Below are 26,417 nucleotides of genomic sequence, written 5' to 3'. Positions count from 1 at the left end.
GCTTTGCGTCAGATAAGAGATGCTTATGAGAATGTGACGAAGATCATGAGATTTTTCCCCTCTCGCGAAAGAGGGGAACAGTCATTAATGCCAGCAGAAGTGATGCACAACCTGAGCGATCAGTTCGCGGGTTGGCTTGATAAAGCGGGTTTCCAGGTACTCATCCGGCTGGTGGGCCTGGTTAATAGAGCCCGGGCCAAGCACCAGGGTCGGGCAGAGGGTCTGAATAAACGGCGCTTCGGTGCAGTAGTTCACCACGTCGGTTTTCTCGCCGAGCAGTTTTTCCACCACTTCCACCAGCTGATGGTCCGGCGGGCACTCGTAACCCGGGATTGGCGGATGCAGCTCAGAGACCGTCAGGCGGCCCGGCCAGCGCTCGCTCACCGGGGCTAACGCTTCGTTCAGCAAGCCATCGAGATCGCTTAGCGTCATGCCCGGCAGCGGGCGAATATCCATATGCAGTTCACAGCAGGCGCAGATACGGTTAGACGCGTCGCCGCCATGCAGACTGCCGAGGTTCAGCGTCGGGTAAGGAACGGTGAAGGCATCGTAGTGATACCGCTCCTTCAGGTCGTCGCGCAGCGTCATGATGCGGCCAATGGCGTCGTGCATCAGTTCAATGGCGTTAACGCCGCGCGCCGGATCGCTGGAGTGGCCGGACTGGCCCAGCACGCGCACCGCCGTGGAGATATGGCCTTTATGCGCGCGGATCGGTTGCAGGGAGGTCGGCTCGCCGATGATGGCGCAATCCGGGCGAATCGCCGTGTTTTCCGAGAAGTAGCGTGCCCCGGCCATGCTGGTCTCTTCGTCGGCGGTAGCCAGAATGTAGAGCGGCTTTTTCAGTTTTGTCACGTCGACGTCACGCAGCGCGTCGAGGATAAAGGCGAAGAAGCCTTTCATGTCAGCAGTGCCCAGCCCGTAGAGCTTGTTGTCGTGCTCGGTCAGGGTGAAGGGATCGCGCGTCCAGCGGCCATCGTCAAACGGCACGGTGTCGGTGTGCCCTGCCAGCAGCAGGCCGCCCGCACCGGTCCCGGTACTGGCGAGCAGGTTAAATTTGTTACGGGTTCCCGGCACCGGCTGAACCTCCACCTTAAACCCGAGATCGCTGAACCAGCCTGCCAGCAGATTGATTAAAGTCTCATTACTCTGATCCAGGGCTTCTTCCGTTGCGCTGATGGACGGCGTGGCAATCAGGGCGCGGTAGATCTCGATAAATGGCGGTAAATTCATTTTCATTGTTGACACACCTTAGGTCGTGATAGTATCAATATTCATGCAATAAATGTGAATAAAAATACATTAACGTTGAGCATAAAGGAACCCGATGTTGAATACGCTGATTGTAGGCGCTAGCGGTTATGCGGGCGCAGAGCTTGTAAGCTACGTGAATCGCCATCCTCATATGACCATAACCGCTTTGACTGTCTCAGCGCAAAGCAATGATGCAGGAAAGTTAATTTCCGATTTACATCCGCAGCTTAAAGGGATTGTCGATCTGCCGTTGCAGCCAATGTCGGATATCAGCGAGTTTACCGACGGCGTGGACGTGGTGTTTTTAGCCACTGCCCATGAAGTCAGCCACGACCTGGCGCCGCAGTTCCTGGCCGCCGGCTGTGTGGTATTCGATCTCTCCGGTGCGTTCCGCGTGAACGACGCCACGTTCTATGAAAAGTACTACGGTTTCACCCATCAGCACCCGGACCTGCTTGAAAAGGCAGTCTATGGTCTGGCGGAGTGGAGCGCGGATAAACTGAAAGAAGCGAACCTGATTGCCGTGCCGGGCTGTTACCCAACGGCGGCGCAGCTCTCCCTGAAGCCGCTGATCGACGCCGGTCTGCTGGATCTGAATCAGTGGCCGGTGATCAACGCCACCAGCGGCGTGAGCGGGGCCGGGCGCAAGGCGGCTATCTCCAACAGCTTCTGTGAAGTGAGCCTGCAACCGTATGGCGTGTTTAACCACCGCCACCACCCGGAAATTACTACCCATCTGGGCGCGGATGTCATTTTCACCCCGCACCTGGGCAGTTTCCCGCGCGGGATCCTCGAAACCATTACTTGCCGCCTGAAGCCTGGCGTGACCAAAGAGCAGGTGAGTGAGGCTTTTACCCAGGCGTATGCGGATAAACCGCTGGTGCGTCTGTATGACAAGGGCGTGCCGGCGCTAAAAAACGTGGTCGGCCTGCCGTTCTGCGACATCGGTTTTGCCGTGCAGGGCGAGCACCTGATTGTGGTGGCCGCAGAAGATAACTTACTGAAAGGCGCTGCCGCCCAGGCAATGCAGTGCGCAAATATTCGTTTTGGCTATGCTGAAACGCAGTCTCTTATTTAAGGTGTGATGATGAACCCATTAATTATCAAGCTTGGTGGTGTACTGCTGGACAGCGAAGAGGCGCTGGAGCGTCTGTTTACCGCGCTGGTTAACTATCGCGAGTCACATCAACGCCCGCTGGTGATTGTTCACGGCGGCGGCTGTGTGGTCGATGAGTTAATGAAAGGCCTGAACCTGCCGGTGAAAAAGAAGAACGGCCTGCGCGTGACGCCTGCCGATCAGATTGACATCATTACCGGTGCGCTGGCGGGGACGGCAAACAAAACCCTGCTGGCATGGGCGAAGAAACATCATATCGCCTCCGTGGGTCTCTACCTGGGCGATGGCGACAGCGTTAAGGTGACCCAGCTCGATGAAGAGCTTGGCCACGTTGGCCTGGCCCAGCCGGGTTCGCCAAAACTGATTAATACGCTGCTGGAAGGCGGTTTCCTGCCTGTCGTCAGCTCTATCGGTGTAACCGAAGAGGGGCAGCTGATGAACGTCAACGCTGACCAGGCGGCAACCGCCCTGGCGGCGACGCTGGGTGCGGACCTGATCCTGCTCTCCGACGTGAGCGGTATTCTGGACGGTAAAGGCCAGCGCATCGCGGAGATGACCGCGGCAAAAGCCGAGCAGCTAATCGATCAGGGCATTATTACCGACGGCATGATTGTCAAAGTGAACGCCGCGCTGGATGCCGCGCGCACGCTGGGTCGCCCGGTGGATATCGCCTCCTGGCGTCACGCAGAGCAGCTTCCGGCGCTGTTTAACGGCACGCCGATTGGCACGCGTATTCTAGCGTAAGTTTTTAATGAATGACCGTAGGCCGGGTAAGCGCAGCGCCACCCGGCGGAACTAACGAATAAAGGAACGATGTTATGGCACTTTGGGGTGGGCGTTTTACACAGGCAGCGGATCAACGGTTCAAACAGTTCAACGACTCTTTGCGCTTCGACTACCGCCTGGCCGAACAGGATATCGTCGGCTCTGTGGCCTGGTCCAAAGCGCTGGTCACCGTTGGCGTGCTGACCGCAGACGAACAGCTGCAGCTGGAAGAGGCGCTGAACAATCTGCTGGAAGAGGTGCGCCTTAACCCGCAGCAAATTCTTGAAAGCGACGCTGAAGATATTCACAGCTGGGTGGAAGGCAAACTGATCGACAAAGTCGGCCAGTTGGGTAAAAAGCTGCACACTGGCCGGAGCCGTAACGACCAGGTGGCAACCGATCTGAAGCTGTGGTGTAAAGAGACCGTGGCGGAACTGCTGGCGGCTAACCGTCAGTTGCAGAGCGCGCTGGTTGAGACCGCGCAGAATAACCAGGATGCGGTGATGCCGGGGTATACCCACCTGCAGCGTGCGCAGCCTGTCACCTTTGCTCACTGGTCGCTGGCCTATGTCGAGATGCTGGCGCGCGATGAAAGCCGCCTGCAGGATACCTTAAAGCGTCTGGACGTAAGCCCGCTGGGCAGCGGCGCGCTGGCCGGCACCGCCTATGAAATCGACCGTGAACAGCTGGCGGGCTGGCTGGGCTTTGCCTCTGCGACCCGTAACAGCCTGGACAGCGTATCCGACCGTGACCACGTGCTGGAGCTGCTCTCCAACGCCTCTATCGGTATGGTCCACCTGTCACGCTTTGCCGAAGATCTGATCTTCTTCAACTCTGGCGAAGCCGGATTTGTTGAGCTGTCTGATCGCGTGACCTCCGGCTCTTCCCTGATGCCGCAGAAGAAAAACCCGGATGCGCTGGAGCTGATCCGCGGTAAATGTGGCCGTGTGCAGGGTGCGCTGACCGGAATGATGATGACCCTGAAAGGTCTGCCGCTGGCCTACAACAAAGATATGCAGGAAGACAAAGAAGGGCTGTTCGACGCGCTGGACACCTGGCTGGACTGTCTGCATATGGCGACCCTGGTGCTGGACGGCATTCAGGTGAAACGCCCGCGCTGCCAGGAAGCGGCCCAGCAGGGCTATGCCAACTCCACCGAGCTGGCGGACTATCTTGTGGCGAAAGGCGTTCCGTTCCGTGAAGCGCACCATATTGTCGGTGAAGCGGTCGTGGAAGCGATTCGTCAGGGCAAAGCGCTGGAAGATCTCCCGCTTGCCGATCTGCAGAAATTCAGCAACGTGATTGGCGATGATGTCTACCCGATCCTGGCGTTGCAGTCTTGTCTGGACAAGCGTGCCGCAAAAGGCGGCGTGTCACCGAAACAGGTGGCGCAGGCCATTGCGGATGCGAAAACCCGTCTGGTGTGATGCCTGATATGTCGGATGGCGGCTTCGCCTTATCCGACCTACAAACCAAAGCCCAACCCTGTGTTGGGCTTTTTTACGCAAAAAAAAGCGGACCACGGGGTCCGCAAAAGTTCACGTTGGCTTTAGTTGTGCGAGTTTTGAGAGAAACTCGTAAGACGGGGCAGGACTTCAAGGGTAATCGGTGCCGCCTCGTCTCTGTGATGCATTATTCAACAGAATGCTTGATAGGGATAATCGTTCGTTGCTATGCTATCTATCGCCATGAACTATCGTGGCGACGGAGGATGAATAATGAATATTCGTGATCTTGAATACCTGGTGGCGTTAGCCGAACACCGCCATTTTCGCCGCGCGGCAGACTCCTGCCACGTCAGCCAGCCAACCCTTAGCGGTCAGATCCGTAAGCTGGAAGACGAGCTTGGTGTAATGCTGCTGGAGCGCACCAGTCGTAAAGTGCTGTTCACCCAGGCAGGCCTGCTGCTGGTGGATCAGGCGCGCACCGTGTTGCGCGAGGTCAAAGTGCTCAAGGAAATGGCAAGCCAGCAGGGGGAGACAATGTCCGGCCCGCTGCATATTGGCCTGATCCCAACCGTTGGCCCGTACCTGCTGCCGCATATTATTCCTTTGCTGCATCAGACCTTCCCTAAACTCGAAATGTACCTGCATGAAGCGCAAACCCATCAGCTGCTGGCGCAGTTAGATAGCGGTAAGCTCGACTGTGCCATTCTGGCGCTGGTCAAAGAGAGCGAAGCCTTTATCGAAGTGCCGCTGTTTGATGAGCCGATGATGCTGGCGATCTATGAGGATCACCCGTGGGCGAGCCGCGATCGCGTGCCGATGGCCGATCTGGCCGGCGAAAAGCTGCTGATGCTGGAAGATGGCCACTGCCTGCGCGATCAGGCGATGGGCTTCTGTTTTGAAGCCGGTGCCGATGAAGATACCCACTTCCGCGCAACCAGCCTGGAAACGCTGCGTAACATGGTGGCGGCGGGAAGCGGTATTACGCTGCTGCCTGCGCTGGCCGTGCCGCGCGAACATAAGCGTGATGGCGTGGTCTATCTGCCATGCATCAAGCCGGAGCCGCGGCGTACCATTGGCCTGGTTTATCGTCCGGGTTCACCGCTGCGCAGCCGCTATGAGCAGCTGGCGGAGGCCATCCGTGGTGCAATGGATGGCCATTTCGACAGCACCTTAAAACAGGCGGTTTAAGCCATTCAGCGCCGCTACCCGATAGGCTTCCGCCATGGTCGGGTAGTTAAAGGTGGTATTAACAAAGTATTCGATGGTGTTACCGCCACCTTTTTGCTCCATGATCGCCTGGCCGATATGGATGATTTCCGCCGCACGTTCACCGAAGCAGTGAATGCCGAGGATCTCTTTCGTCTCACGATGGAACAAAATCTTCAGCGTACCGACGCTCATTCCCACGATTTGCGCCCGCGCCAGATGTTTAAACTGGGCACGACCCACCTCGTAAGGCACCTTCATGGCCGTCAGCTGCTGTTCGGTTTTCCCTACAGAACTGATCTCCGGAATGGTGTAAATACCTGTCGGAATATCTTCGATCAGATGCGCCGTCGCTTCCCCTTTCACCAGCGCCTGAGCGGCAATGCGCCCCTGGTCATACGCCGCTGACGCCAGACTTGGATAACCAATCACGTCACCCACGGCATAGATATGCGGCAGGGCGGTCTGGTACATGCTGTTCACCTTGATCTGCCCGCGGCTGTCGGTGGTCAGACCGATGTTTTCCAGCGCCAGCGAATCGGTGTTACCCGTACGGCCATTGGCATACAGCAGGCAGTCGGCTTTCAGCTTTTTACCCGATTTCAGGTGCATGATGACGCCATCATCACAGCCTTCAATCTTCTCGTACTCTTCGTTGTGACGAATCACCACGCCGCTGTTCCAGAAGTGATACGAGAGCGAGTCAGACATCTCCTGATCGAGGAAGGCCAGCAGACGATCGCGGGTGTTAATCAGGTCGACCTTCACGTTCATACCGCGGAAGATAGAGGCATATTCACAGCCGATCACCCCGGCGCCGTAGATGAGTACGTGGCGCGGTTCATGGTGCAGGCTCAGAATGGAGTCGCTGTCGTACACGCGCGGGTGTGAGAAATCGACATCGGCCGGGCGATACGGGCGTGAGCCGCAGGCGATCACAAATTTCTCTGCGGTGATGGTCTCAACAGAACCGTCATGACACTCTAGCGCCAGCGTATGTTCATCCACAAAATGCGCGCTGCCTTGCAGAATTTCGCAGTGGTTGCGCTCATAAAAACCCTGGCGCATGCGCGTCTGCTGATTAATCACGTTATCCGCGTGATTCAGAATATCGGCAAAGGAGGAACGAAGAAGACGGGAGTGATCGCTGTAGAGAGGGTTCTGGTTAAATTCAATAATGCGGCTGACGGCGTGGCGGAGGGCTTTGGAAGGGATGGTGCCCCAGTGGGTACAACCGCCGCCAACGTTATGGTAGCGCTCAATAACCGCTACTCTGGCTCCCTGTTTAACCAGTCCCATAGCAGCGCCTTCGCCGCCGGGGCCGGAACCAATAACAATTGCGTCGTAATCGTAGGAATGTGACATGGTAAGGCTTACCTGTTCTTATACATAAAAGCAACAGAATAGTAACATCATTGACAGGATAACCCAATTATCGTTGTGCTCTTTTCGCGCGGTGGAGCACAAACAACATGTAAACCTTCATTCTGTAAGCCAGGTAATCCGATTAATTTTATTCTCTGGTATAGTGCCTGCGGGCCTTTGGAAGGATTCAACTATCGTGATGGGCGTAAGAGCACAACAAAAAGAGAAAACCCGGCGTTCGCTGGTAGAAGCTGCATTCAGTCAACTGAGTGCTGAGCGAAGTTTTGCCAGTCTGAGCCTGCGCGAAGTCGCACGCGAAGCCGGGATTGCGCCTACCTCTTTCTATCGTCACTTCCGTGACGTGGATGAACTGGGTCTGACCATGGTGGATGAGAGCGGGCTGATGCTGCGCCAGCTGATGCGCCAGGCGCGTCAGCGTATCGCCAAAGGGGGCAGCGTGATCCGCACCTCTGTTTCCACTTTTATGGAGTTTATCGGCAATAATCCCAACGCGTTTCGTTTATTGTTACGGGAACGCTCAGGCACCTCGGCCGCGTTTCGTGCCGCCGTGGCCCGCGAGATTCAGCATTTTATTGCGGAACTTGCCGACTATCTTGAACTCGAAAACCATATGCCGCGCGCCTTCACTGAGGCGCAGGCCGAGGCGATGGTAACAATAGTCTTCAGTGCGGGCGCCGAAGCACTGGATGTGAGCGTTGAACAACGCAAGCAACTCGAAGAGCGACTGGTATTGCAACTGCGGATGATCTCTAAAGGGGCTTATTACTGGTATCGCCGTGAACAAGAAAAACTGGCGCATCAATCCGATGAGTGAAAGGTGAGTAATGAAACAGACAGGACAGGATAAAGGAACATTATTGCTGGCATTGATCGCTGGCTTATCCATTAACGGTACGTTCGCAGCGCTTTTTAGCTCTATTGTACCGTTCTCGGTTTTCCCGATGATCTCTCTGGTGCTGACGGTGTACTGTCTGCATCAGCGTTATCAGAATCGCACCATGCCGGTGGGGTTACCGGCATTGTCGGCGGCGTTCTTTGTGCTGGGCGTCCTGCTGTATAGCACCGTGGTGCGCGCAGAGTACCCGGACATTGGCTCTAACTTCCTGCCGGCTGTGCTGTCAGTGGCGCTGGTGTTCTGGATTGGCATTAAAATGCGTAACCGTAAGCAGCAACTGCCGGAGTAATCATCTTGCCGTGCTGTAGGGCAGGTAAGCGCAGCGCCACCTGCCAAAAAGCGCCGGATGGCGCTTCGCTTATCCGGCCTACGCGTTTTTAGCCGTCAGTAACACCCCGCACTCCATATGGTGCGTGTACGGGAACTGATCGAACAGAGCCAGACGTTCAACCTTGTGCGTCTGGCTTAATGTTTCCAGGTTCTGACACAAGGTCTCCGGATTACAGGAGATATACAAAATACGCGGGTACGCCTGCACCATCTTCTCCGTTTCGCTGTCCAGCCCACTACGTGGCGGGTCGACGAAAATGGTCTCACACTGGTAGCTCTTCAGATCGATCCCCTGCAGGCGGTTAAAGTCCCGCACGCCGTTCATCGCCTGAGTAAACTCTTCCGCCGACATGCGAATGATTTGCACATTATCAATATGGTTCGCCGCGATGTTGTATTGCGCGGCGGCAACCGACGGCTTGGCAATTTCCGTGGCCAGTACGCGGTCGAAGTTACGCGCCAGCGCCAGCGAGAAGTTGCCGTTACCGCAGTACAGCTCCAGCAGATCCCCGGTTGAGCCCTCGGTGGCATTCAGCGCCCACTCCAGCATCTGCACGTTCATGGCGGCGTTCGGCTGCGTAAAGCTGTTCTCCACCTGGCGGTAGATCATCTCTTTTCCGGCAACCGGCAGGCGCTCGTCTATATAGTCCTGATCCAGCGCGATTTTGGTTTTTGTCGCGCGGCCAATCAGATGCACGTTGATGTTCTGCGCCCGCAGCGCATCACGCAGGGCTTCTGCAGCCTGGCGCCACTCGTCGTTCAGCGCCTTATGGTAGAGCAGCGAGACGATGGCCTGATTGCTTTGGGTGGTCAGGTAGTCGATCTGGAAGAGCTTATGGCGCAGCAGCGGATTATTGCGCACGCCATCCATCATCAGCGTCATCAACTGGTTAATCAGCTCGCTGGCCGCCGGGAAACTGTCTACGCGGATCCGGCTTTTGGTCTGCTGATCGAAAATGATGTGGTACAGGTCGTCGCCGTCGTGCCAGATGCGGAATTCGGCACGCATACGGTAGTGGCTAACCGGGGAGCGGAACACCTCAGGCGCAGGCGCAGCAAAAGGCGTCATCATACTTTGCAGACGGACGACTTTCTCTGCCAGTTGCGCGTCGTACTGTTCTGTCGGGAGGTGTTCTGGGGTCATGATGCTTCCTGTTGATGATGAATTACGCGGGGATTGTAGGGATTGTACAGGGGATGTCCAGCCTTAATGGTCAACGGCAGTCTGGACATCTATACGTGTCTAAATGTAGCATTATGTTTCCGGTCTCTTATGAGTGAAAAGGGAATCCAGTGCAAATCTGGAGCTGACGCGCAGCGGTAAAGACTGGCGGGATGAGTTAACAGACACTGTGAAAATGGGAAGTCTACATCCACTAAACGCCACCTAGCCCGAAGACCTGCCGGGATCACGTCGCATTTGGTTTCATCATCGCGTGCTATCGATGGGGCCTGCGGCATCCTTCTTATATTCTGGATGCTTTTACAATGATTAAAAAAGTATCGCTGTTGACGGCGCTTTCCGTCACGGCATTTTCGGGCTGGGCGCAGGATGGCGCAGACTCGTTGGTGGTGACGGCAAACCGTGTTGCACAACCTGCAAATACCGTTCTGGCTCCGAGTTCTGTCGTTACCCGGGAAGATATCGAGCGTTGGCAGGCAAAAAGCGTCGTTGAAGTGATGTCGCGCTTACCGGGTGTGGATATCGCCCAAAGCGGCGGCCTGGGCGCTACCTCTTCTACCTTTATTCGCGGGACGGAATCCCGCCATGTGCTGGTGCTGATTGACGGCATTCCACTGAATAACGCCGGGATCAGTAACTCACCGGATCTCAGCCAAATCCCCGTTTCGCTCATTCAGCGTGTTGAATACATTCGTGGCCCGCGTTCAGCCCTGTATGGTTCAGATGCGATTGGCGGCGTGATTAACATCATTACGGGTCGGGACACGCCAGGGGGGGAAATCACCGCCAGCGTCGGCTCGAAAGGCTATCAATCCTATGATGGCTCCTTCCAGCAGGTGCTGGATAAAACCAAAATTACCCTGGGCGGTAACTATACCTATACCCGCGGCTTTGATATTGATGCGGCGGATGCGCCACGCCAGCCCGACCGTGACGGTTTTATGAGTAAGTCGCTGTTTGGCTCGGTTGAGCAGCAATTCACTGACAGCCTGAGCGGTTTCGTGCGTGGCCTCGGCTACGACAACCGCACCGCGTATGACGGCTATGAGCATTATGACAACAACTTCATGGTCGATGGCCTGCCTGATACCCGTCAGCTTTACAGCCAGAACTGGGACACCGGCCTGCGCTATCACCAGGGGATCTACCAGACTCAGCTGGTGGGCGGTTACGGTCGCAGTAAAGACCAGAACTACGATCCGAGCAAAGGCCGTTATGCTTCGTCTGCCACCACGGATGACGTTAAGCAATACACCGCCCAGTGGATGAACACCGTCACAGTGGGCCACGGCAATATCGGCGCCGGTCTGGACTGGCAGAAGCAAAAAACCCAGGCGGGAACGGGTTATCTGGATAAAGGCTATGAGCAGCGCAACACTGGCGTGTTCCTGTCTGCTATGCAGCAGTTCGATAGCGTCACTCTGGAAGCCGCCGCGCGTAATGATGACAACTCTAACTTTGGTAACCATAACACCTGGCAGACCAGCGCCGGATGGGAGTTCATCGACGGTTACCGCATCATCGCGTCCTACGGCACGGCTTATAAAGCACCGACCATGAGCCAAATCCACAGTGCGAGCTACGGCAACCCGGATCTGAAACCGGAAGAGAGCAAGCAGTGGGAAGGCGGTTTCGAGGGGCTGACGGGTCCGGTGACCTGGCGCGTATCGGGTTATCGTAACGATATCGACAACCTGATCAGCAGCGACCCGCGTACGTTCCGCTACTACAACGTTGATAAAGCCCGTATCAAAGGTATTGAAGCCACGGCGCAGTTTGATACTGGCCCGGTAGGCCATCAGATTTCTTATGACTACGTCGATCCGCGCAATGCCAAAACGAACGAAGTGCTTGCCCGACGTTCGAAGCAGCAGGTGAAGTATCAGCTGGATACGCAGGTGTGGGATCTCGACTGGAATCTGGCCTACCGCTACCTGGGTACCCGTTATGATGTAGCGTACGATCCTGATACGTTCACCTCAGAGCGAGTGAAAATGGGTGGGGTAAGTTTGTGGGATCTCGCTGTTTCATATCCTGTCACCTCTCACCTTACAGTTCGTGGTAAAATAGCCAACCTGTTCGATAAAGACTACGAGACAGTTTATGGCTACGAAACTGCAGGACGGGAATACACCTTGTCTGGCAGCTACACCTTCTGACCCACGTCCCACCGTACTGGTGTTTGACTCCGGTGTCGGTGGGCTTTCAGTCTATGATGAGATTCGGCAACTTCTGCCGGATCTTCATTACATCTATGCCTTCGATAACGTGGCTTTCCCCTACGGGGAAAAGAGCGAAGCGTTTATTGTTGAACGCGTCGTTGAGATCGTTACCGCCGTGCAACAGCAGTATCCCCTCGCACTGGCAGTAATTGCCTGCAATACCGCCAGTACGGTCTCCCTCCCGGCACTACGCGAAAAGTTCCCGTTCCCGGTTGTGGGCGTGGTCCCGGCAATTAAACCTGCTGCGCGCCTGACGGCAAATGGCGTGGTGGGGCTCCTGGCAACGCGCGGTACGGTTAAGCGTCCTTATACCCGCGAACTGATCGAACGCTTTGCCAATGAATGCCAGATTGCGATGTTAGGTTCTGCCGAGCTGGTTGAAATGGCGGAAGCCAAACTGCACGGCAAAGCGGTCTCGCTGGAAGAGCTGCGCCGTGTTCTGCGTCCATGGCTGCGGATGACAGAGCCGCCGGATACGGTGGTACTGGGTTGTACGCATTTCCCTTTATTGCAGGAAGAGTTGTTGGCCGTACTTCCGGAAGGTACCCGGCTGGTGGATTCAGGGGCAGCGATTGCCCGCCGCACCGCGTGGCTACTTGAACATGAAGCGCCAGATGCAAAATCTGCCGACGCAAATATTGCTTATTGCATGGCATTGACCGCTGAGACTGAGCAACTTTTACCCGTTTTACATCGTTATGGCTTCGAAACGCTCGAAAAACTAGCGGTGTAGCACGTTTTTGTGCAAAAAAAAGGCAGTTGAAAAGTTTTTTTAAATTAGCTCTTGTCAGCGCCGGAGAACTCCCTATAATGCGCCTCCACTGACACGGAACAACGGCACGCAAGCCGCCGGGTCAGCGGGATTCAGCGATGAATACCCGGCAGAGAAAAGCGCGAAATAATCGCTTGACTCTGAATGAGGAAAACGTAATATACGGGACCTCGCAACGGTGAGCGAAAGCCGCGTTGCACTGCTCTTTAACAATTTATCAGACAATCTGTGTGGGCACTCAAAGTGACATGGATTCTTAACGTCCTCGGACGAAAAATGAATACCAAGTCTCTGAGTGAACACGTAATTCATTACGAAGTTTAATTCACGAGCATCAAACTTAAATTGAAGAGTTTGATCATGGCTCAGATTGAACGCTGGCGGCAGGCCTAACACATGCAAGTCGAACGGTAGCACAGAGAGCTTGCTCTCGGGTGACGAGTGGCGGACGGGTGAGTAATGTCTGGGAAACTGCCTGATGGAGGGGGATAACTACTGGAAACGGTAGCTAATACCGCATAATGTCGCAAGACCAAAGAGGGGGACCTTCGGGCCTCTTGCCATCGGATGTGCCCAGATGGGATTAGCTAGTAGGTGGGGTAATGGCTCACCTAGGCGACGATCCCTAGCTGGTCTGAGAGGATGACCAGCCACACTGGAACTGAGACACGGTCCAGACTCCTACGGGAGGCAGCAGTGGGGAATATTGCACAATGGGCGCAAGCCTGATGCAGCCATGCCGCGTGTATGAAGAAGGCCTTCGGGTTGTAAAGTACTTTCAGCGAGGAGGAAGGCATTGTGGCTAATAACCGCAGTGATTGACGTTACTCGCAGAAGAAGCACCGGCTAACTCCGTGCCAGCAGCCGCGGTAATACGGAGGGTGCAAGCGTTAATCGGAATTACTGGGCGTAAAGCGCACGCAGGCGGTCTGTTAAGTCAGATGTGAAATCCCCGGGCTCAACCTGGGAACTGCATTTGAAACTGGCAGGCTTGAGTCTTGTAGAGGGGGGTAGAATTCCAGGTGTAGCGGTGAAATGCGTAGAGATCTGGAGGAATACCGGTGGCGAAGGCGGCCCCTGGACAAAGACTGACGCTCAGGTGCGAAAGCGTGGGGAGCAAACAGGATTAGATACCCTGGTAGTCCACGCCGTAAACGATGTCGACTTGGAGGTTGTGCCCTTGAGGCGTGGCTTCCGGAGCTAACGCGTTAAGTCGACCGCCTGGGGAGTACGGCCGCAAGGTTAAAACTCAAATGAATTGACGGGGGCCCGCACAAGCGGTGGAGCATGTGGTTTAATTCGATGCAACGCGAAGAACCTTACCTACTCTTGACATCCAGAGAACTTGCCAGAGATGGCTTGGTGCCTTCGGGAACTCTGAGACAGGTGCTGCATGGCTGTCGTCAGCTCGTGTTGTGAAATGTTGGGTTAAGTCCCGCAACGAGCGCAACCCTTATCCTTTGTTGCCAGCGGTCCGGCCGGGAACTCAAAGGAGACTGCCAGTGATAAACTGGAGGAAGGTGGGGATGACGTCAAGTCATCATGGCCCTTACGAGTAGGGCTACACACGTGCTACAATGGCGCATACAAAGAGAAGCGACCTCGCGAGAGCAAGCGGACCTCATAAAGTGCGTCGTAGTCCGGATTGGAGTCTGCAACTCGACTCCATGAAGTCGGAATCGCTAGTAATCGTAGATCAGAATGCTACGGTGAATACGTTCCCGGGCCTTGTACACACCGCCCGTCACACCATGGGAGTGGGTTGCAAAAGAAGTAGGTAGCTTAACCTTCGGGAGGGCGCTTACCACTTTGTGATTCATGACTGGGGTGAAGTCGTAACAAGGTAACCGTAGGGGAACCTGCGGTTGGATCACCTCCTTACCTTAAAGAACCTGCCTTTGTAGTGCTCACACAGATTGTCTGATAGAAAGTGAAAAGCAAGACGGCTGCGAAGTCGTGACACCTCGTGTCCCCTTCGTCTAGCGGTTAGGACTCCGCCCTTTCACGGCGGCAACAGGGGTTCGAATCCCCTAGGGGACGCCACTTGCTGGGTGTGAGTGAAAGGCACAACCAATCAGTATCTCAAAACTGACTTGCGAGTCATGTTTGCGATATTTGCTCTTTAAAAATCTGGATCAAGCTGAAAATTGAAACGACACACGTTAAGTGTGTTCGGGTCTCTCAAATTTTCACAACGCGAAGTGAAACAGCTTCGGGTTGTGAGGTTAAGCGACTAAGCGTACACGGTGGATGCCCTGGCAGTCAGAGGCGATGAAGGACGTGCTAATCTGCGAAAAGCGCCGGCGAGGTGATATGAACCCTTGACCCGGCGATGTCCGAATGGGGAAACCCAGTGTGTTCCGACACACTATCGTTAGCTGAATACATAGGCTAACGAGGCGAACCGGGGGAACTGAAACATCTAAGTACCCCGAGGAAAAGAAATCAACCGAGATTCCCCCAGTAGCGGCGAGCGAACGGGGAGCAGCCCGGAGTCTGAATCAGCTTGTGTGTTAGTGGAAGCGTCTGGAAAGTCGCAGGGTACAGGGTGATACTCCCGTACACGAAAGCACACTTGCTGTGAACTCGAAGAGTAGGGCGGGACACGTGGTATCCTGTCTGAATATGGGGGGACCATCCTCCAAGGCTAAATACTCCTGACTGACCGATAGTGAACCAGTACCGTGAGGGAAAGGCGAAAAGAACCCCGGCGAGGGGAGTGAAAAAGAACCTGAAACCGTGTACGTACAAGCAGTGGGAGCACCTTCGGGTGTGACTGCGTACCTTTTGTATAATGGGTCAGCGACTTATATTCTGTAGCAAGGTTAACCGTATAGGGGAGCCGAAGGGAAACCGAGTCTTAACTGGGCGTTAAGTTGCAGGGTATAGACCCGAAACCCGGTGATCTAGCCATGGGCAGGTTGAAGGTTGGGTAACACTAACTGGAGGACCGAACCGACTAATGTTGAAAAATTAGCGGATGACCTGTGGCTGGGGGTGAAAGGCCAATCAAACCGGGAGATAGCTGGTTCTCCCCGAAAGCTATTTAGGTAGCGCCTCGTGAATTCATCTCCGGGGGTAGAGCACTGTTTCGGCTAGGGGGCCATCCCGGCTTACCAACCCGATGCAAACTGCGAATACCGGAGAATGTTATCACGGGAGACACACGGCGGGTGCTAACGTCCGTCGTGAAGAGGGAAACAACCCAGACCGCCAGCTAAGGTCCCAAAGTCATGGTTAAGTGGGAAACGATGTGGGAAGGCACAGACAGCCAGGATGTTGGCTTAGAAGCAGCCATCATTTAAAGAAAGCGTAATAGCTCACTGGTCGAGTCGGCCTGCGCGGAAGATGTAACGGGGCTAAACCATGCACCGAAGCTGCGGCAGCGACACTATGTGTTGTTGGGTAGGGGAGCGTTCTGTAAGCCTGCGAAGGTGTGCCGTGAGGCATGCTGGAGGTATCAGAAGTGCGAATGCTGACATAAGTAACGATAAAGCGGGTGAAAAGCCCGCTCGCCGGAAGACCAAGGGTTCCTGTCCAACGTTAATCGGGGCAGGGTGAGTCGACCCCTAAGGCGAGGCCGAAAGGCGTAGTCGATGGGAAACAGGTTAATATTCCTGTACTCGGTGTTACTGCGAAGGGGGACGGAGAAGGCTATGTTGGCCGGGCGACGGTTGTCCCGGTTTAAGCATGTAGGCGGAGGTTCCAGGTAAATCCGGTACCTTTTAACGCTGAGGTGTGATGACGAGGCACTACGGTGCTGAAGCAACAAATGCCCTGCTTCCAGGAAAAGCCTCTAAGCATCAGGTAACATCAAATCGTACCCCAAACCGACACAGGTGGTCAGGTAGAGAATACCAAGGCGCTTGAGAGAACTCGGGTGAAGGAACTAGGCAAAATGGTGCCGTAACTTCGGGAGAAGGCACGCTGATATGTAGGTGAAGCCCCTGCGGGTGGAGCTGAAATCAGTCGAAGATACCAGCTGGCTGCAACTGTTTATTAAAAACACAGCACTGTGCAAACACGAAAGTGGACGTATACGGTGTGACGCCTGCCCGGTGCCGGAAGGTTAATTGATGGGGTTAGCGGCAACGCGAAGCTCTTGATCGAAGCCCCGGTAAACGGCGGCCGTAACTATAACGGTCCTAAGGTAGCGAAATTCCTTGTCGGGTAAGTTCCGACCTGCACGAATGGCGTAATGATGGCCAGGCTGTCTCCACCCGAGACTCAGTGAAATTGAAATCGCTGTGAAGATGCAGTGTACCCGCGGCAAGACGGAAAGACCCCGTGAACCTTTACTATAGCTTGACACTGAACACTGGTCCTTGATGTGTAGGATAGGTGGGAGGCTTTGAAGTGTGGACGCCAGTCTGCATGGAGCCGTCCTTGAAATACCACCCTTTAATGGCTGGTGTTCTAACGTGGACCCGTAATCCGGGTTGCGGACAGTGTCTGGTGGGTAGTTTGACTGGGGCGGTCTCCTCCTAAAGAGTAACGGAGGAGCACGAAGGTCAGCTAATCCTGGTCGGACATCAGGAGGTTAGTGCAATGGCATAAGCTGGCTTGACTGCGAGAGTGACGGCTCGAGCAGGTGCGAAAGCAGGTCATAGTGATCCGGTGGTTCTGAATGGAAGGGCCATCGCTCAACGGATAAAAGGTACTCCGGGGATAACAGGCTGATACCGCCCAAGAGTTCATATCGACGGCGGTGTTTGGCACCTCGATGTCGGCTCATCACATCCTGGGGCTGAAGTAGGTCCCAAGGGTATGGCTGTTCGCCATTTAAAGTGGTACGCGAGCTGGGTTTAGAACGTCGTGAGACAGTTCGGTCCCTATCTGCCGTGGGCGCTGGAGAATTGAGGGGGGCTGCTCCTAGTACGAGAGGACCGGAGTGGACGCATCACTGGTGTTCGGGTTGTCATGCCAATGGCACTGCCCGGTAGCTAAATGCGGAAGAGATAAGTGCTGAAAGCATCTAAGCACGAAACTTGCCCCGAGATGAGTTCTCCCTGACTCCTTGAGAGTCCTGAAGGAACGTTGAAGACGACGACGTTGATAGGCCGGGTGTGTAAGCGCAGCGATGCGTTGAGCTAACCGGTACTAATGAACCGTGAGGCTTAACCTTACAACGCCGAAGCTGTTTCGGTGGATTTGAGAAGATTTTCAGCTGATACAGATTACAGAATTTGCCTGGCGGCTGTAGCGCGGTGGTCCCACCTGACCCCATGCCGAACTCAGAAGTGAAACGCCGTAGCGCCGATGGTAGTGTGGGGTCTCCCCATGCGAGAGTAGGGAACTGCCAGGCATCAAATTACGTAGTAAACCGGGGCAATAAACCGGTAGTTACAGAAGTATTCGGTGGAGCGGTAGTTCAGTCGGTTAGAATACCTGCCTGTCACGCAGGGGGTCGCGGGTTCGAGTCCCGTCCGTTCCGCCACTTATTTAAACTAAGCCTGCTAATGTAGCAGGCTTAGTAGTAAGAAATTTAGGGGCGTAGCTCAGTTGGTAGAGCACCGGTCTCCAAAACCGGGTGTCGCGAGTTCGAGTCTCTCCGCCCCTGCCATATAAAGAATCCTTTGCTTAGGCGAAGGATTTTTTTTTGCCTGTAATATTTCAACTTTCCCGCTCTTTAAGCCTTTAATTGCGTCCCTGCAATAGGCAGTTTTACTCCATCACATTGATTTTAAGTAGATCTTTGATCTGCCCCTGTTTGTCACTGTTCTGAAGCCAGATAGCGTACAGCGGCCTCTGGAGCAGGGCTGAATCGGTGACCGCATACAGACCTGGTTTATTACTGGCCCAGCGTTGTGGCAGCCAGGTACAACCTTTAAGCGCTGCGAGTTGTTGGCAGGCTATTTCAGCAGAACTGGTTGTCAGGACTGGAACATCGTCCGCTGCAATCAACCCCGCCTCATGGGGCTGGAAATCGGGGCCCCATTCAAGGCGCAGATAATTCAGGTCGCTTTTCAGAGCGGAAGGTTCGGCCGCATAGAGTCCCAGACTGAACTGCCCGAGAACCTGGCTGCTGAATTCATCCATTTTCGGTGCTTCGGTAGTGATCAGAAGATCCAGTTGTCTTTCATGCAGTTGCTTAACCAGCGACTGCCGTTGCGCAATACGCGCCTCAAACTGCAGATGCCCGTGAGAGCGATATAGCCGACTCAGCCACGGGCTAAGCATGCACTCCCATAGCGAGGCGCTGGCACCGATAGAGAACTCATTATGCTTTGAGGTATGGGCAACCTCTTTACGTGCCGCCTGCCAGGTGTTCATTAGCGTTTCGGCATATGGCAGAAGTTTCTCTCCCGCTGGCGTTAAGCGGATGTTGTTGCGATGGCGGGTGAAAAGGTTTACACCGAGCTGATTTTCAAGCTGTCGAATACGAAAGCTCACTGCCGACTGCGTCAGATAAAGCGCTTCTGCGGCGCGCCCAAAGTGGCGAGTTCTGCTCACTTCGAGAAAAGTTTTTAGCAATTCCGTATCCACGGGATTCTCCGCAAAATTATTTGTCGTTATGATTTAAATGTTTTGTTTGACGCTCTGTCAAGCGTAACTAATACTCCGCGCCATAAATAGCTCGGCCAAAGATATAGGAGCGTGTAGGATGGCGGAAAGCTTTACGACGACTAATCGTTTTTTCGACAACAAAAATTATCCACGCGGATTTTCTCGCCATGGTGATTTCACCATCAAAGAGGCACAACTGCTTGAGCGCCATGGTTATGCCTTCAATGAACTGGATTTGGGAAAACGTGAACCCTCCACTGAAGACGAAAAATCATTTGTTGCCGTCTGCCGTGGCGAGCGTGAGCCAGTAACGGAAGCGGAGCGCGTATGGATCAAATATATGGCGCGTATCAAGCGTCCAAAGCGTTTCCATACTCTGTCTGGTGGTAAACCACAGATGGAAGGTGCGGAAGACTACACCGATTCAGACGATTAATAAAAAGGGGCTACGGCCCCTTTTTTTATGCCAGCATCTTTTGCAGGTGTAACAGCAGGCGGTCAATAGCGCGATAGCTCAGCGCTTCCTGTAGATGCCTGCGTTCAATATTTTCACACTCCTCCAGATCGGCAATAGTACGGGCAACTTTTAACAACCGCTGCCACGCACGTACTGACAGACCAAAATGGATAAGTGTCTCCTCCAGCCACAGCGCGTCGTCTGCCGCTAGCCGACAAAAGGTGCGGATCTCTGCGTTATCGAGATGCGCGTTACGTTTCTTCTGCCTCGCAAGCTGCCTCTCCTGCGCGGCAATCACTCGGTTTCGCACGGTGAGGCTTGATTCCCCCGTTTTATGCGCCTGGCTTAGCAAGCCTGGCGGCGGGAGTGGGATCTCAAGCGATAGATCGAAGCGATCAAGGAATGGCCCGGACAAGCGACCCAGATAGCGCAGCGTCTGCTCGGGCGAGCAGCGATTATGATTGCCTTGATAGTGCCCCGTTGGGCTGGGGTTCATGGCGGCGATAAGTTGGAAGCGTGCCGGATAACTGATCTTGGCGCGCGTGCGGGAGATATTAATTTGCCCGGATTCGATGGGCTCGCGTAAGGCGTCCAGCACGCGACGCTCAAACTCAGGCAATTCGTCCAGGAACAGGATGCCATTATGTGCCAGTGAGATCTCTCCCGGCGCAGGGATTGCGCCTCCACCCACCATGGCTACCAGCGAGGCACTATGATGCGGGGCCCGGAAAGGGCGCTGACGCCATTGTTTATACATTGATGTGGCGCTGACCAGACTTACGATAGCCGCGCTTTCCAGCGCCTCATGATTGCTGAGTGGCGGCAGCAGAGTGTTGAGCCGGCTCGCGAGCATGGTTTTGCCGGTGCCGGGTGGGCCAATGAGCAACAGGTTATGCGCACCGGCTGCGGTGATCTCCAGCGCCCTCTTACCCTGTTCCTGACCGATGATATCGCTGATGTCACACTCGTTATGTTCGGCAACAAACGGCTCCCCAACGGGCGCGGCCAGCTCATGACGTCCCTCAAGAAAAGCGCATACCTCCTGCAGATGTTCAGCAACCAGGCAGCCTTTTTCTTCAACAAGGCTGACTTCAGCAGCATTATCTCTGGCGACGATAATCTCTCTACCGGCGCGTATAGCCGCCAGAGCGCCAGATATCGCGCCAGGAACCCCTCTTAATGCGCCTGTAAGCGCCAGCTCACCCACAAACTCATATGCGCTTATCCGGGTGGAGGAGAGCTGCTCAGAGGCGACGAGAAGCGCGATGGCGATAGGTAAATCGTATCGTCCGCCTTCCTTGGGGAGATCGGCTGGGGCCAGATTGATAGTGATCTTTTTGGCCGGGAAGGTATAACCACTATTGATGATCGCGCTGCGTACCCGGTCTCTGGCCTCCTTGACGGTGGTTTCGGGCAGGCCGACCAGCGTCAGGCCAGGCAGGCCATTACTGAGATGAACTTCGACGCAAATAAGCGGTGCTTCAACGCCTAATGCAGCGCGGGTATAGACAACCGACAATGACATAAATCGCCTCCTTGTCGTGCCACTATGTCATCTGTCCGACGCGATTTTTACTGTCAGTTCGCGTTTTTACGCGCCCTGTTCCTGATTATTTTCCCTGAATTGCAATATTTTCATCATCATGGAATCCTGCTCGCAAAAGGGTAATAAGCTTGTCTTCTCAAAGCGATTGCCCAGGAAAAAATGAAAATAATTCATTTTCTATTTTTGTCATAAAAAACAATGATTTTTATCTGAACTATTAGCAGAATAATCAAATGAATTATAAAAAAATGTTGTGTTTAATTCGATATCTGTGATAACTCTTTAGGTATTCCTTCGAACAAGATGCAAAAAGAACAGCAAATGACAGCCCTTCTACGAGTGATTAGCCTGGTCGTGATTAGCGTGGTGGTGATTATTATCCCACCGTGCGGGGCTGCACTTGGACGAGGAAAGGCTTAATAATCAAGCCTTAACGAACTAAGACCCCCGCACCGAAAGGTCCGGGGGTTTTTTTATGACCTTAAAACATAAGCGAGGAGCAGATGATGAGTAATAGCATAATATTCTGTTTCTCCCGATTTACGACGGGGAACTAACTATGAATGGCGCACAATGGGTAGTACATGCGTTGCGGGCGCAGGGAGTCGAGACAGTATTCGGTTACCCGGGTGGTGCAATTATGCCGATTTACGATGCTCTGTATGACGGCGGCGTGGAACATCTGTTGTGCCGACACGAGCAGGGCGCAGCAATGGCGGCCATCGGTTATGCGCGTGCTACAGGGAAAACCGGCGTCTGTATGGCGACTTCTGGCCCTGGCGCGACCAACCTGATCACCGGTCTGGCTGACGCACTGCTTGATTCCGTTCCCGTTGTGGCCATCACCGGTCAGGTTGCCTCTCCCTTCATCGGCACCGATGCTTTCCAGGAAGTGGACGTCCTCGGTTTGTCACTGGCGTGTACGAAACACAGCTTCCTCGTCCAGTCACTCGAAGAGCTGCCTCGCGTCATGGCGGAGGCATTTGAGGTGGCAAACTCAGGCCGTCCTGGTCCGGTTCTGGTTGATATTCCTAAAGATATTCAGGTTGTGCTGGGCGAACTGGAGCCTCACTTCTCTACCGTTGAGAACGCTGATGATTTCCCGAATACCGAAGTAGATGAAGCGAGTCAGATGCTGGCCCATGCGCAAAAGCCGATCCTCTACGTGGGCGGCGGTGTTGGGATGGCGCAGGCCGTTCCAGCCCTGCGTGAATTTATCGCGGTTACCCAAATGCCCGCGACCTGCACATTGAAAGGACTGGGCGCGGTGGATGCCGACTACCCGTACTATCTGGGTATGTTGGGGATGCACGGCACGAAAGCGGCCAACCTCGCGGTGCAGGAGTGCGACCTGTTGATCGCTGTGGGCGCGCGCTTTGACGATCGTGTCACCGGCAAGCTGAATACCTTCGCGCCGAATGCAAAAGTCATTCATATGGATATCGATCCGGCAGAGATGAATAAGCTCCGTCAGGCGCATGTGGCTTTGCAGGGCGATCTCAATGCGCTGCTGCCTGCGTTACAACAGCCCTTAGCGATTGACGCCTGGCGTCAGCATGCGGCAGCGATGCGCCGCAAACATGCCTGGCGCTATGACCATCCGGGTGACGCTATCTATGCGCCGCTGCTGCTGAAACAGCTGTCGGATCGTAAGCCAGCCGACAGCGTAGTCACTACCGACGTGGGCCAGCACCAGATGTGGTCAGCCCAGCACATGACCTACACGCGTCCGGAAAACTTCATCACCTCAAGCGGCTTAGGCACGATGGGCTTTGGCTTGCCTGCCGCGGTGGGTGCCCAGGTGGCGCGCCCGGACGATACGGTCATCTGTATCTCCGGTGACGGCTCCTTCATGATGAACGTCCAGGAGCTGGGCACCATCAAGCGTAAGCAACTGCCGGTGAAGATCGTACTGCTGGATAACCAACGTTTAGGCATGGTTCGCCAGTGGCAGCAGCTCTTTTTCCAGGAGCGTTACAGCGAAACCACCCTGACCGATAACCCCGATTTCCTCGTTCTGGCCAGCGCCTTTGGCATCCCTGGTCAGCACATCACCCGTAAAGACCAGGTTGAAGCGGCACTTGATGAAATGTTGTCAAGCAAGGGGCCTTACCTGCTTCATGTCTCAATCGACGAGCTTGAGAATGTCTGGCCGTTGGTGCCGCCCGGCGCCAGTAACTCACAAATGCTGGAGAAATTATCATGATGCAACATCAGGTCGCCGTTCAGGCTCGCTTCAACCCGGAAACGTTAGAACGTGTATTGCGCGTGGTGCGCCATCGTGGGTTCCAGATCTGTTCGATGAACATGGAAACCGCCACCGACGCGCAGAACATAAATATTGAATTGACCGTTGCCAGTCAGCGCCCCGTCGAATTACTGTTTAGCCAGTTGAGCAAACTTGTCGACGTCGCCCGGGTTGATATCCAGCAGCGTGCCGCTTCATCACAAACACAACAAATCCGCGCCTGAGCGCAAAAGGAAGAAAAATGACGACGAAAAAAGCTGATTTCATTTGGTCCAATGGTGAGATGATTCGCTGGGAGGACGCTAAAGTCCACGTGATGTCCCACGCGCTTCACTACGGTACGTCTGTATTTGAAGGTATCCGTTGCTACGACTCACACAAAGGCCCGGTGGTGTTCCGTCATCGTGAACACATGCAGCGTCTGCGTGATTCAGCCAAAATTTATCGCTTCCCTGTTTCTCAGAGCGTCGACGAGCTGATGGAAGCTTGCCGCGCGGTGCTGCGTAAAAACAACCTGACCAGCGCCTATATTCGTCCGCTGGTTTTCGTGGGTGATGTAGGTATGGGCGTCAACCCGCCAGCCGGTTACACCACCGATGTGATCATCGCCGCGTTCCCGTGGGGAGCATACCTGGGCGCAGAAGCGCTGGAGCAGGGGATCGATGCGATGGTCTCCTCCTGGAACCGTGTGGCGCCAAATACCATTCCGACCGCAGCCAAAGCGGGCGGTAACTATCTCTCCTCCCTGCTGGTTGGCAGCGAAGCACGTCGCCACGGTTATCAGGAAGGTATCGCCCTGGATGTGAACGGCTATATCTCTGAAGGTGCGGGTGAGAACCTGTTTGAAGTGAAAGATGGCGTTCTGTTCACTCCGCCATTCACCTCTTCCGCTCTGCCGGGCATCACCCGCGACGCCATTATCAAACTGGCGCAGGATCTGGGTATTGAAGTGCGCGAGCAGGTGCTGTCCCGTGAATCGCTGTACCTGGCCGATGAAGTGTTCATGTCCGGTACCGCAGCAGAGATCACCCCGGTACGCAGCGTTGACGGCATCCAGGTCGGCGAAGGCCGCCGTGGCCCGGTCACTAAACGTATCCAGGAAGCCTTCTTCGGCCTCTTCACCGGCGAAACCGAAGATAAATGGGGTTGGTTGGATCAGGTTAATCCATAAGCATAAATATGGGACGGCACGCACCGTCCCATTTACCAGATAGACGGGAGTAAATAACGCATGCCTAAGTACCGTTCCGCCACCACCACTCACGGCCGCAATATGGCGGGCGCCCGCGCGCTGTGGCGCGCCACCGGAATGACCGACGCCGACTTCGGGAAACCGATTATCGCCGTGGTCAACTCTTTTACCCAGTTTGTGCCGGGCCACGTGCACCTGCGCGATCTTGGGAAGCTGGTTGCCGAGCAGATTGAAGCTTCCGGCGGCGTGGCGAAAGAGTTCAACACCATCGCCGTGGATGACGGGATCGCAATGGGGCACGGGGGCATGCTTTATTCACTGCCGTCGCGCGAGCTGATTGCCGACTCGGTGGAGTACATGGTGAACGCCCACTGTGCCGATGCCATGGTCTGTATCTCCAACTGCGACAAAATCACCCCGGGGATGCTGATGGCCTCCCTGCGCCTGAATATTCCGGTGATCTTCGTCTCCGGCGGCCCAATGGAAGCGGGTAAAACCAAGCTCTCCGATAAGATCATCAAGCTCGACCTGGTTGACGCGATGATTCAGGGCGCGGACCCGAAAGTCTCCGACGAGCAGAGCGAACAGGTTGAACGTTCAGCATGCCCGACCTGCGGCTCATGCTCCGGTATGTTCACCGCCAACTCGATGAACTGCCTGACCGAAGCGCTGGGCTTATCTCAGCCGGGTAACGGCTCGCTGCTGGCGACCCACGCCGATCGTAAGGAGCTGTTTATCAATGCCGGTAAACGCATCGTTGAGCTGACCAAACGCTACTACGAGCAGGACGATGCCAGCGCGCTGCCGCGCAATATCGCCAGCAAAGCCGCATTTGAAAACGCCATGACGCTGGATATCGCTATGGGCGGTTCCACTAACACCGTTCTGCACCTGCTGGCCGCCGCGCAGGAAGCGGAGATCGATTTCACCATGAGTGATATCGACAAGCTCTCCCGCAAAGTGCCGCAGCTGTGTAAGGTTGCGCCAAGCACGCAAAAATACCACATGGAAGATGTTCACCGTGCCGGTGGCGTGCTGGGGATCCTCGGTGAGCTGGATCGCGCCGGGTTGATGAACCGCGACGTGAAAAACGTGCTGGGCCTGACGCTGCCGCAGGCGCTGGATCAGTATGACGTGATGCTGACCAAAGATGAGTCAGTGAAAAAAATGTTCCGCGCCGGTCCGGCCGGTATCCGTACCACCCAGGCATTCTCGCAGGATTGTCGCTGGGATACTCTGGATGACGATCGCGCTGAAGGTTGTATCCGCTCGCTGGAACATGCCTACAGCAAAGATGGTGGCCTGGCGGTGCTGTACGGCAACTTTGCGGAAAACGGCTGTATCGTTAAAACCGCAGGCGTGGATGACAGCATCCTGAAATTTACCGGTCCGGCAAAAGTCTACGAGAGCCAGGACGAGGCGGTAGAAGCGATCCTCGGCGGCAAAGTGGTCGAAGGCGATGTCGTGGTGATCCGCTACGAAGGGCCGAAAGGCGGGCCGGGAATGCAGGAGATGCTCTATCCAACCACCTTCCTGAAGTCCATGGGCCTCGGTAAAGCCTGTGCGCTGATCACCGATGGTCGCTTCTCCGGCGGCACCTCTGGTCTCTCTATCGGCCACGTTTCGCCGGAAGCGGCCAGCGGCGGCAACATCGCGATCATCGAAGATGGCGACCTGATCGAAATCGACATTCCGAATCGCGGTATCCAGCTGAAACTGAGCGACCAGGAAATTGCAGCCCGCCGCGAATCACAGGAAGCGCGTGGGGATAAAGCCTGGACGCCGAAAGATCGCCAGCGTGAAGTCTCCTTCGCCCTGCGCGCATACGCGACCCTTGCGACCAGTGCAGATAAAGGCGCAGTGCGCGATAAATCTAAACTTGGGGGCTAATG

The 26,417-nt window shown here is 55.0% G+C and carries 19 protein-coding genes, 3 tRNA genes, 3 rRNA genes and 1 riboswitch; of the genes, 20 read left to right on the top strand and 5 right to left on the bottom strand.

Annotation, left to right across the window (positions count from 1 at the left end):
* Positions 1-84 precede the first annotated feature (84 nt).
* On the bottom strand, positions 85-1,236 hold the full coding sequence (argE, locus tag DVA44_RS23025; RefSeq protein ID WP_114316394.1) for an acetylornithine deacetylase: 1,152 nt from the start codon (positions 1,234-1,236) through the stop codon (positions 85-87).
* An 88-nt stretch (positions 1,237-1,324) separates the two neighbouring features.
* Between argE and argC the strand changes: the two genes are divergently transcribed.
* From argC to oxyR, 4 genes are all read left to right on the top strand, one after another.
* The gene (argC, locus tag DVA44_RS23020; protein ID WP_114388289.1) at positions 1,325-2,329 is read left to right on the top strand and encodes an N-acetyl-gamma-glutamyl-phosphate reductase; all 1,005 of its coding nucleotides are present in this window, start codon (positions 1,325-1,327) and stop codon (positions 2,327-2,329) included.
* Positions 2,330-2,335: 6 nt separating this feature from the next.
* Positions 2,336-3,112: an acetylglutamate kinase gene (gene argB / locus DVA44_RS23015; protein ID WP_103177484.1), complete on the top strand. Its 777-nt coding sequence runs from the start codon at positions 2,336-2,338 to the stop codon at positions 3,110-3,112.
* 74 nt (positions 3,113-3,186) lie between these two features.
* Entirely contained in the window at positions 3,187-4,560 is a 1,374-nt protein-coding gene (gene argH / locus DVA44_RS23010; RefSeq protein ID WP_114388288.1) for an argininosuccinate lyase, read from the top strand.
* Positions 4,561-4,851: 291 nt separating this feature from the next.
* Complete coding sequence (gene oxyR, locus DVA44_RS23000) at positions 4,852-5,769, top strand: DNA-binding transcriptional regulator OxyR (RefSeq protein ID WP_103825228.1); 918 nt, start codon at positions 4,852-4,854, stop codon at positions 5,767-5,769.
* Here the strand turns inward: oxyR and sthA are convergent.
* A complete protein-coding gene (sthA, locus tag DVA44_RS22995) occupies positions 5,752-7,152 on the bottom strand; it encodes a Si-specific NAD(P)(+) transhydrogenase (protein ID WP_103177481.1) in 1,401 nt (466 codons plus the stop codon). The two genes, oxyR and sthA, sit on opposite strands and share 18 nt — an antisense overlap.
* A 196-nt stretch (positions 7,153-7,348) precedes the next feature.
* Here sthA and fabR point away from each other — a divergent pair, with 196 nt between their 5' ends.
* Both fabR and DVA44_RS22985 read left to right on the top strand, forming a co-directional pair.
* Positions 7,349-7,987, top strand: coding sequence for an HTH-type transcriptional repressor FabR (gene fabR, locus DVA44_RS22990; RefSeq protein ID WP_032615233.1), 639 nt, complete (start codon positions 7,349-7,351; stop codon positions 7,985-7,987).
* A 10-nt stretch (positions 7,988-7,997) separates the two neighbouring features.
* Positions 7,998-8,357, top strand: a complete 360-nt coding sequence (locus tag DVA44_RS22985; RefSeq protein WP_103177480.1) for a YijD family membrane protein — start codon at positions 7,998-8,000, stop codon at positions 8,355-8,357.
* Positions 8,358-8,435: 78 nt separating this feature from the next.
* Here the strand turns inward: DVA44_RS22985 and trmA are convergent, their stop codons facing one another.
* Positions 8,436-9,542 (bottom strand): tRNA (uridine(54)-C5)-methyltransferase TrmA, encoded by a 1,107-nt coding sequence (gene trmA, locus DVA44_RS22980; RefSeq protein WP_103825227.1) that lies wholly within the window; start codon positions 9,540-9,542, stop codon positions 8,436-8,438.
* A gap of 103 nt (positions 9,543-9,645) precedes the next feature.
* Positions 9,646-9,821: riboswitch (cobalamin riboswitch) on the top strand.
* A 65-nt stretch (positions 9,822-9,886) separates the two neighbouring features.
* Here trmA and btuB point away from each other — a divergent pair.
* The 8 genes from btuB (at position 9,887) to DVA44_RS22940 (ending at position 18,138) form a co-directional block, all read left to right on the top strand.
* Positions 9,887-11,740: a TonB-dependent vitamin B12 receptor BtuB gene (btuB, locus tag DVA44_RS22975; RefSeq protein WP_114388287.1), complete on the top strand. Its 1,854-nt coding sequence runs from the start codon at positions 9,887-9,889 to the stop codon at positions 11,738-11,740.
* A complete protein-coding gene (gene murI, locus DVA44_RS22970; protein WP_114388286.1) occupies positions 11,685-12,536 on the top strand; it encodes a glutamate racemase in 852 nt (283 codons plus the stop codon). The genes btuB and murI overlap by 56 nt, the downstream gene beginning before the upstream one ends.
* 381 nt (positions 12,537-12,917) lie before the next feature.
* Positions 12,918-14,456: ribosomal RNA gene (locus DVA44_RS22965) — 16S ribosomal RNA — on the top strand.
* A gap of 87 nt (positions 14,457-14,543) precedes the next feature.
* Positions 14,544-14,618 (top strand) — tRNA-Glu (locus DVA44_RS22960).
* A 180-nt stretch (positions 14,619-14,798) separates the two neighbouring features.
* Positions 14,799-17,700 (top strand): 23S ribosomal RNA (locus DVA44_RS22955).
* Positions 17,701-17,764: 64 nt separating this feature from the next.
* Positions 17,765-17,880 (top strand): 5S ribosomal RNA (gene rrf, locus DVA44_RS22950).
* Together the 16S, 23S and 5S rRNA genes with 3 tRNA genes alongside form the textbook arrangement of a ribosomal RNA operon.
* Before the next feature lie 55 nt (positions 17,881-17,935).
* Positions 17,936-18,012: transfer RNA gene (locus DVA44_RS22945), tRNA-Asp, on the top strand.
* A 50-nt stretch (positions 18,013-18,062) separates the two neighbouring features.
* Positions 18,063-18,138 (top strand) — tRNA-Trp (locus tag DVA44_RS22940).
* Between the two features lie 101 nt (positions 18,139-18,239).
* On the opposite strand, the gene hdfR is transcribed toward DVA44_RS22940, so the two are convergent.
* Positions 18,240-19,061 carry an HTH-type transcriptional regulator HdfR gene (hdfR, locus tag DVA44_RS22935; RefSeq protein ID WP_114316399.1) on the bottom strand — a complete coding sequence of 274 codons (822 nt, stop codon included), beginning with the start codon at positions 19,059-19,061 and terminating at the stop codon, positions 18,240-18,242.
* 118 nt (positions 19,062-19,179) lie between these two features.
* On the opposite strand from hdfR, the gene DVA44_RS22930 reads away from it, so the two are divergent.
* Positions 19,180-19,518, top strand: a complete 339-nt coding sequence (locus DVA44_RS22930) for a DUF413 domain-containing protein (RefSeq protein ID WP_039031246.1) — start codon at positions 19,180-19,182, stop codon at positions 19,516-19,518.
* Positions 19,519-19,543: 25 nt separating this feature from the next.
* Here the strand turns inward: DVA44_RS22930 and DVA44_RS22925 are convergent, their stop codons facing one another.
* On the bottom strand, positions 19,544-21,064 hold the full coding sequence (locus DVA44_RS22925; protein ID WP_114388285.1) for a YifB family Mg chelatase-like AAA ATPase: 1,521 nt from the start codon (positions 21,062-21,064) through the stop codon (positions 19,544-19,546).
* Positions 21,065-21,406: 342 nt separating this feature from the next.
* Between DVA44_RS22925 and ilvL the strand changes: the two genes are divergently transcribed.
* The 5 genes from ilvL to ilvD all read left to right on the top strand — a co-directional run bounded on the left by ilvL (position 21,407) and on the right by ilvD (position 26,415).
* On the top strand, positions 21,407-21,505 hold the full coding sequence (gene ilvL, locus DVA44_RS22920; protein ID WP_001311244.1) for an ilv operon leader peptide: 99 nt from the start codon (positions 21,407-21,409) through the stop codon (positions 21,503-21,505).
* A gap of 139 nt (positions 21,506-21,644) precedes the next feature.
* Positions 21,645-23,291, top strand: a complete 1,647-nt coding sequence (ilvG, locus tag DVA44_RS22915; RefSeq protein WP_114388284.1) for an acetolactate synthase 2 catalytic subunit — start codon at positions 21,645-21,647, stop codon at positions 23,289-23,291.
* Positions 23,288-23,557, top strand: a complete 270-nt coding sequence (gene ilvM / locus DVA44_RS22910; protein ID WP_103177473.1) for an acetolactate synthase 2 small subunit — start codon at positions 23,288-23,290, stop codon at positions 23,555-23,557. Before ilvG ends, ilvM begins: the two co-directional genes overlap by 4 nt.
* A gap of 17 nt (positions 23,558-23,574) precedes the next feature.
* Positions 23,575-24,504 (top strand): branched-chain-amino-acid transaminase, encoded by a 930-nt coding sequence (ilvE, locus tag DVA44_RS22905; protein ID WP_103825309.1) that lies wholly within the window; start codon positions 23,575-23,577, stop codon positions 24,502-24,504.
* Between the two features lie 60 nt (positions 24,505-24,564).
* The gene (gene ilvD / locus DVA44_RS22900; protein WP_114388283.1) at positions 24,565-26,415 is read left to right on the top strand and encodes a dihydroxy-acid dehydratase; all 1,851 of its coding nucleotides are present in this window, start codon (positions 24,565-24,567) and stop codon (positions 26,413-26,415) included.
* Positions 26,416-26,417: the final 2 nt, after the last annotated feature.

It is taken from the genome of Leclercia sp. W17, assembly GCF_003336325.1.
Taxonomy (GTDB): Bacteria; Pseudomonadota; Gammaproteobacteria; order Enterobacterales; family Enterobacteriaceae; genus Enterobacter.
This window is presented reverse-complemented; position numbering and strand designations above follow the sequence as displayed.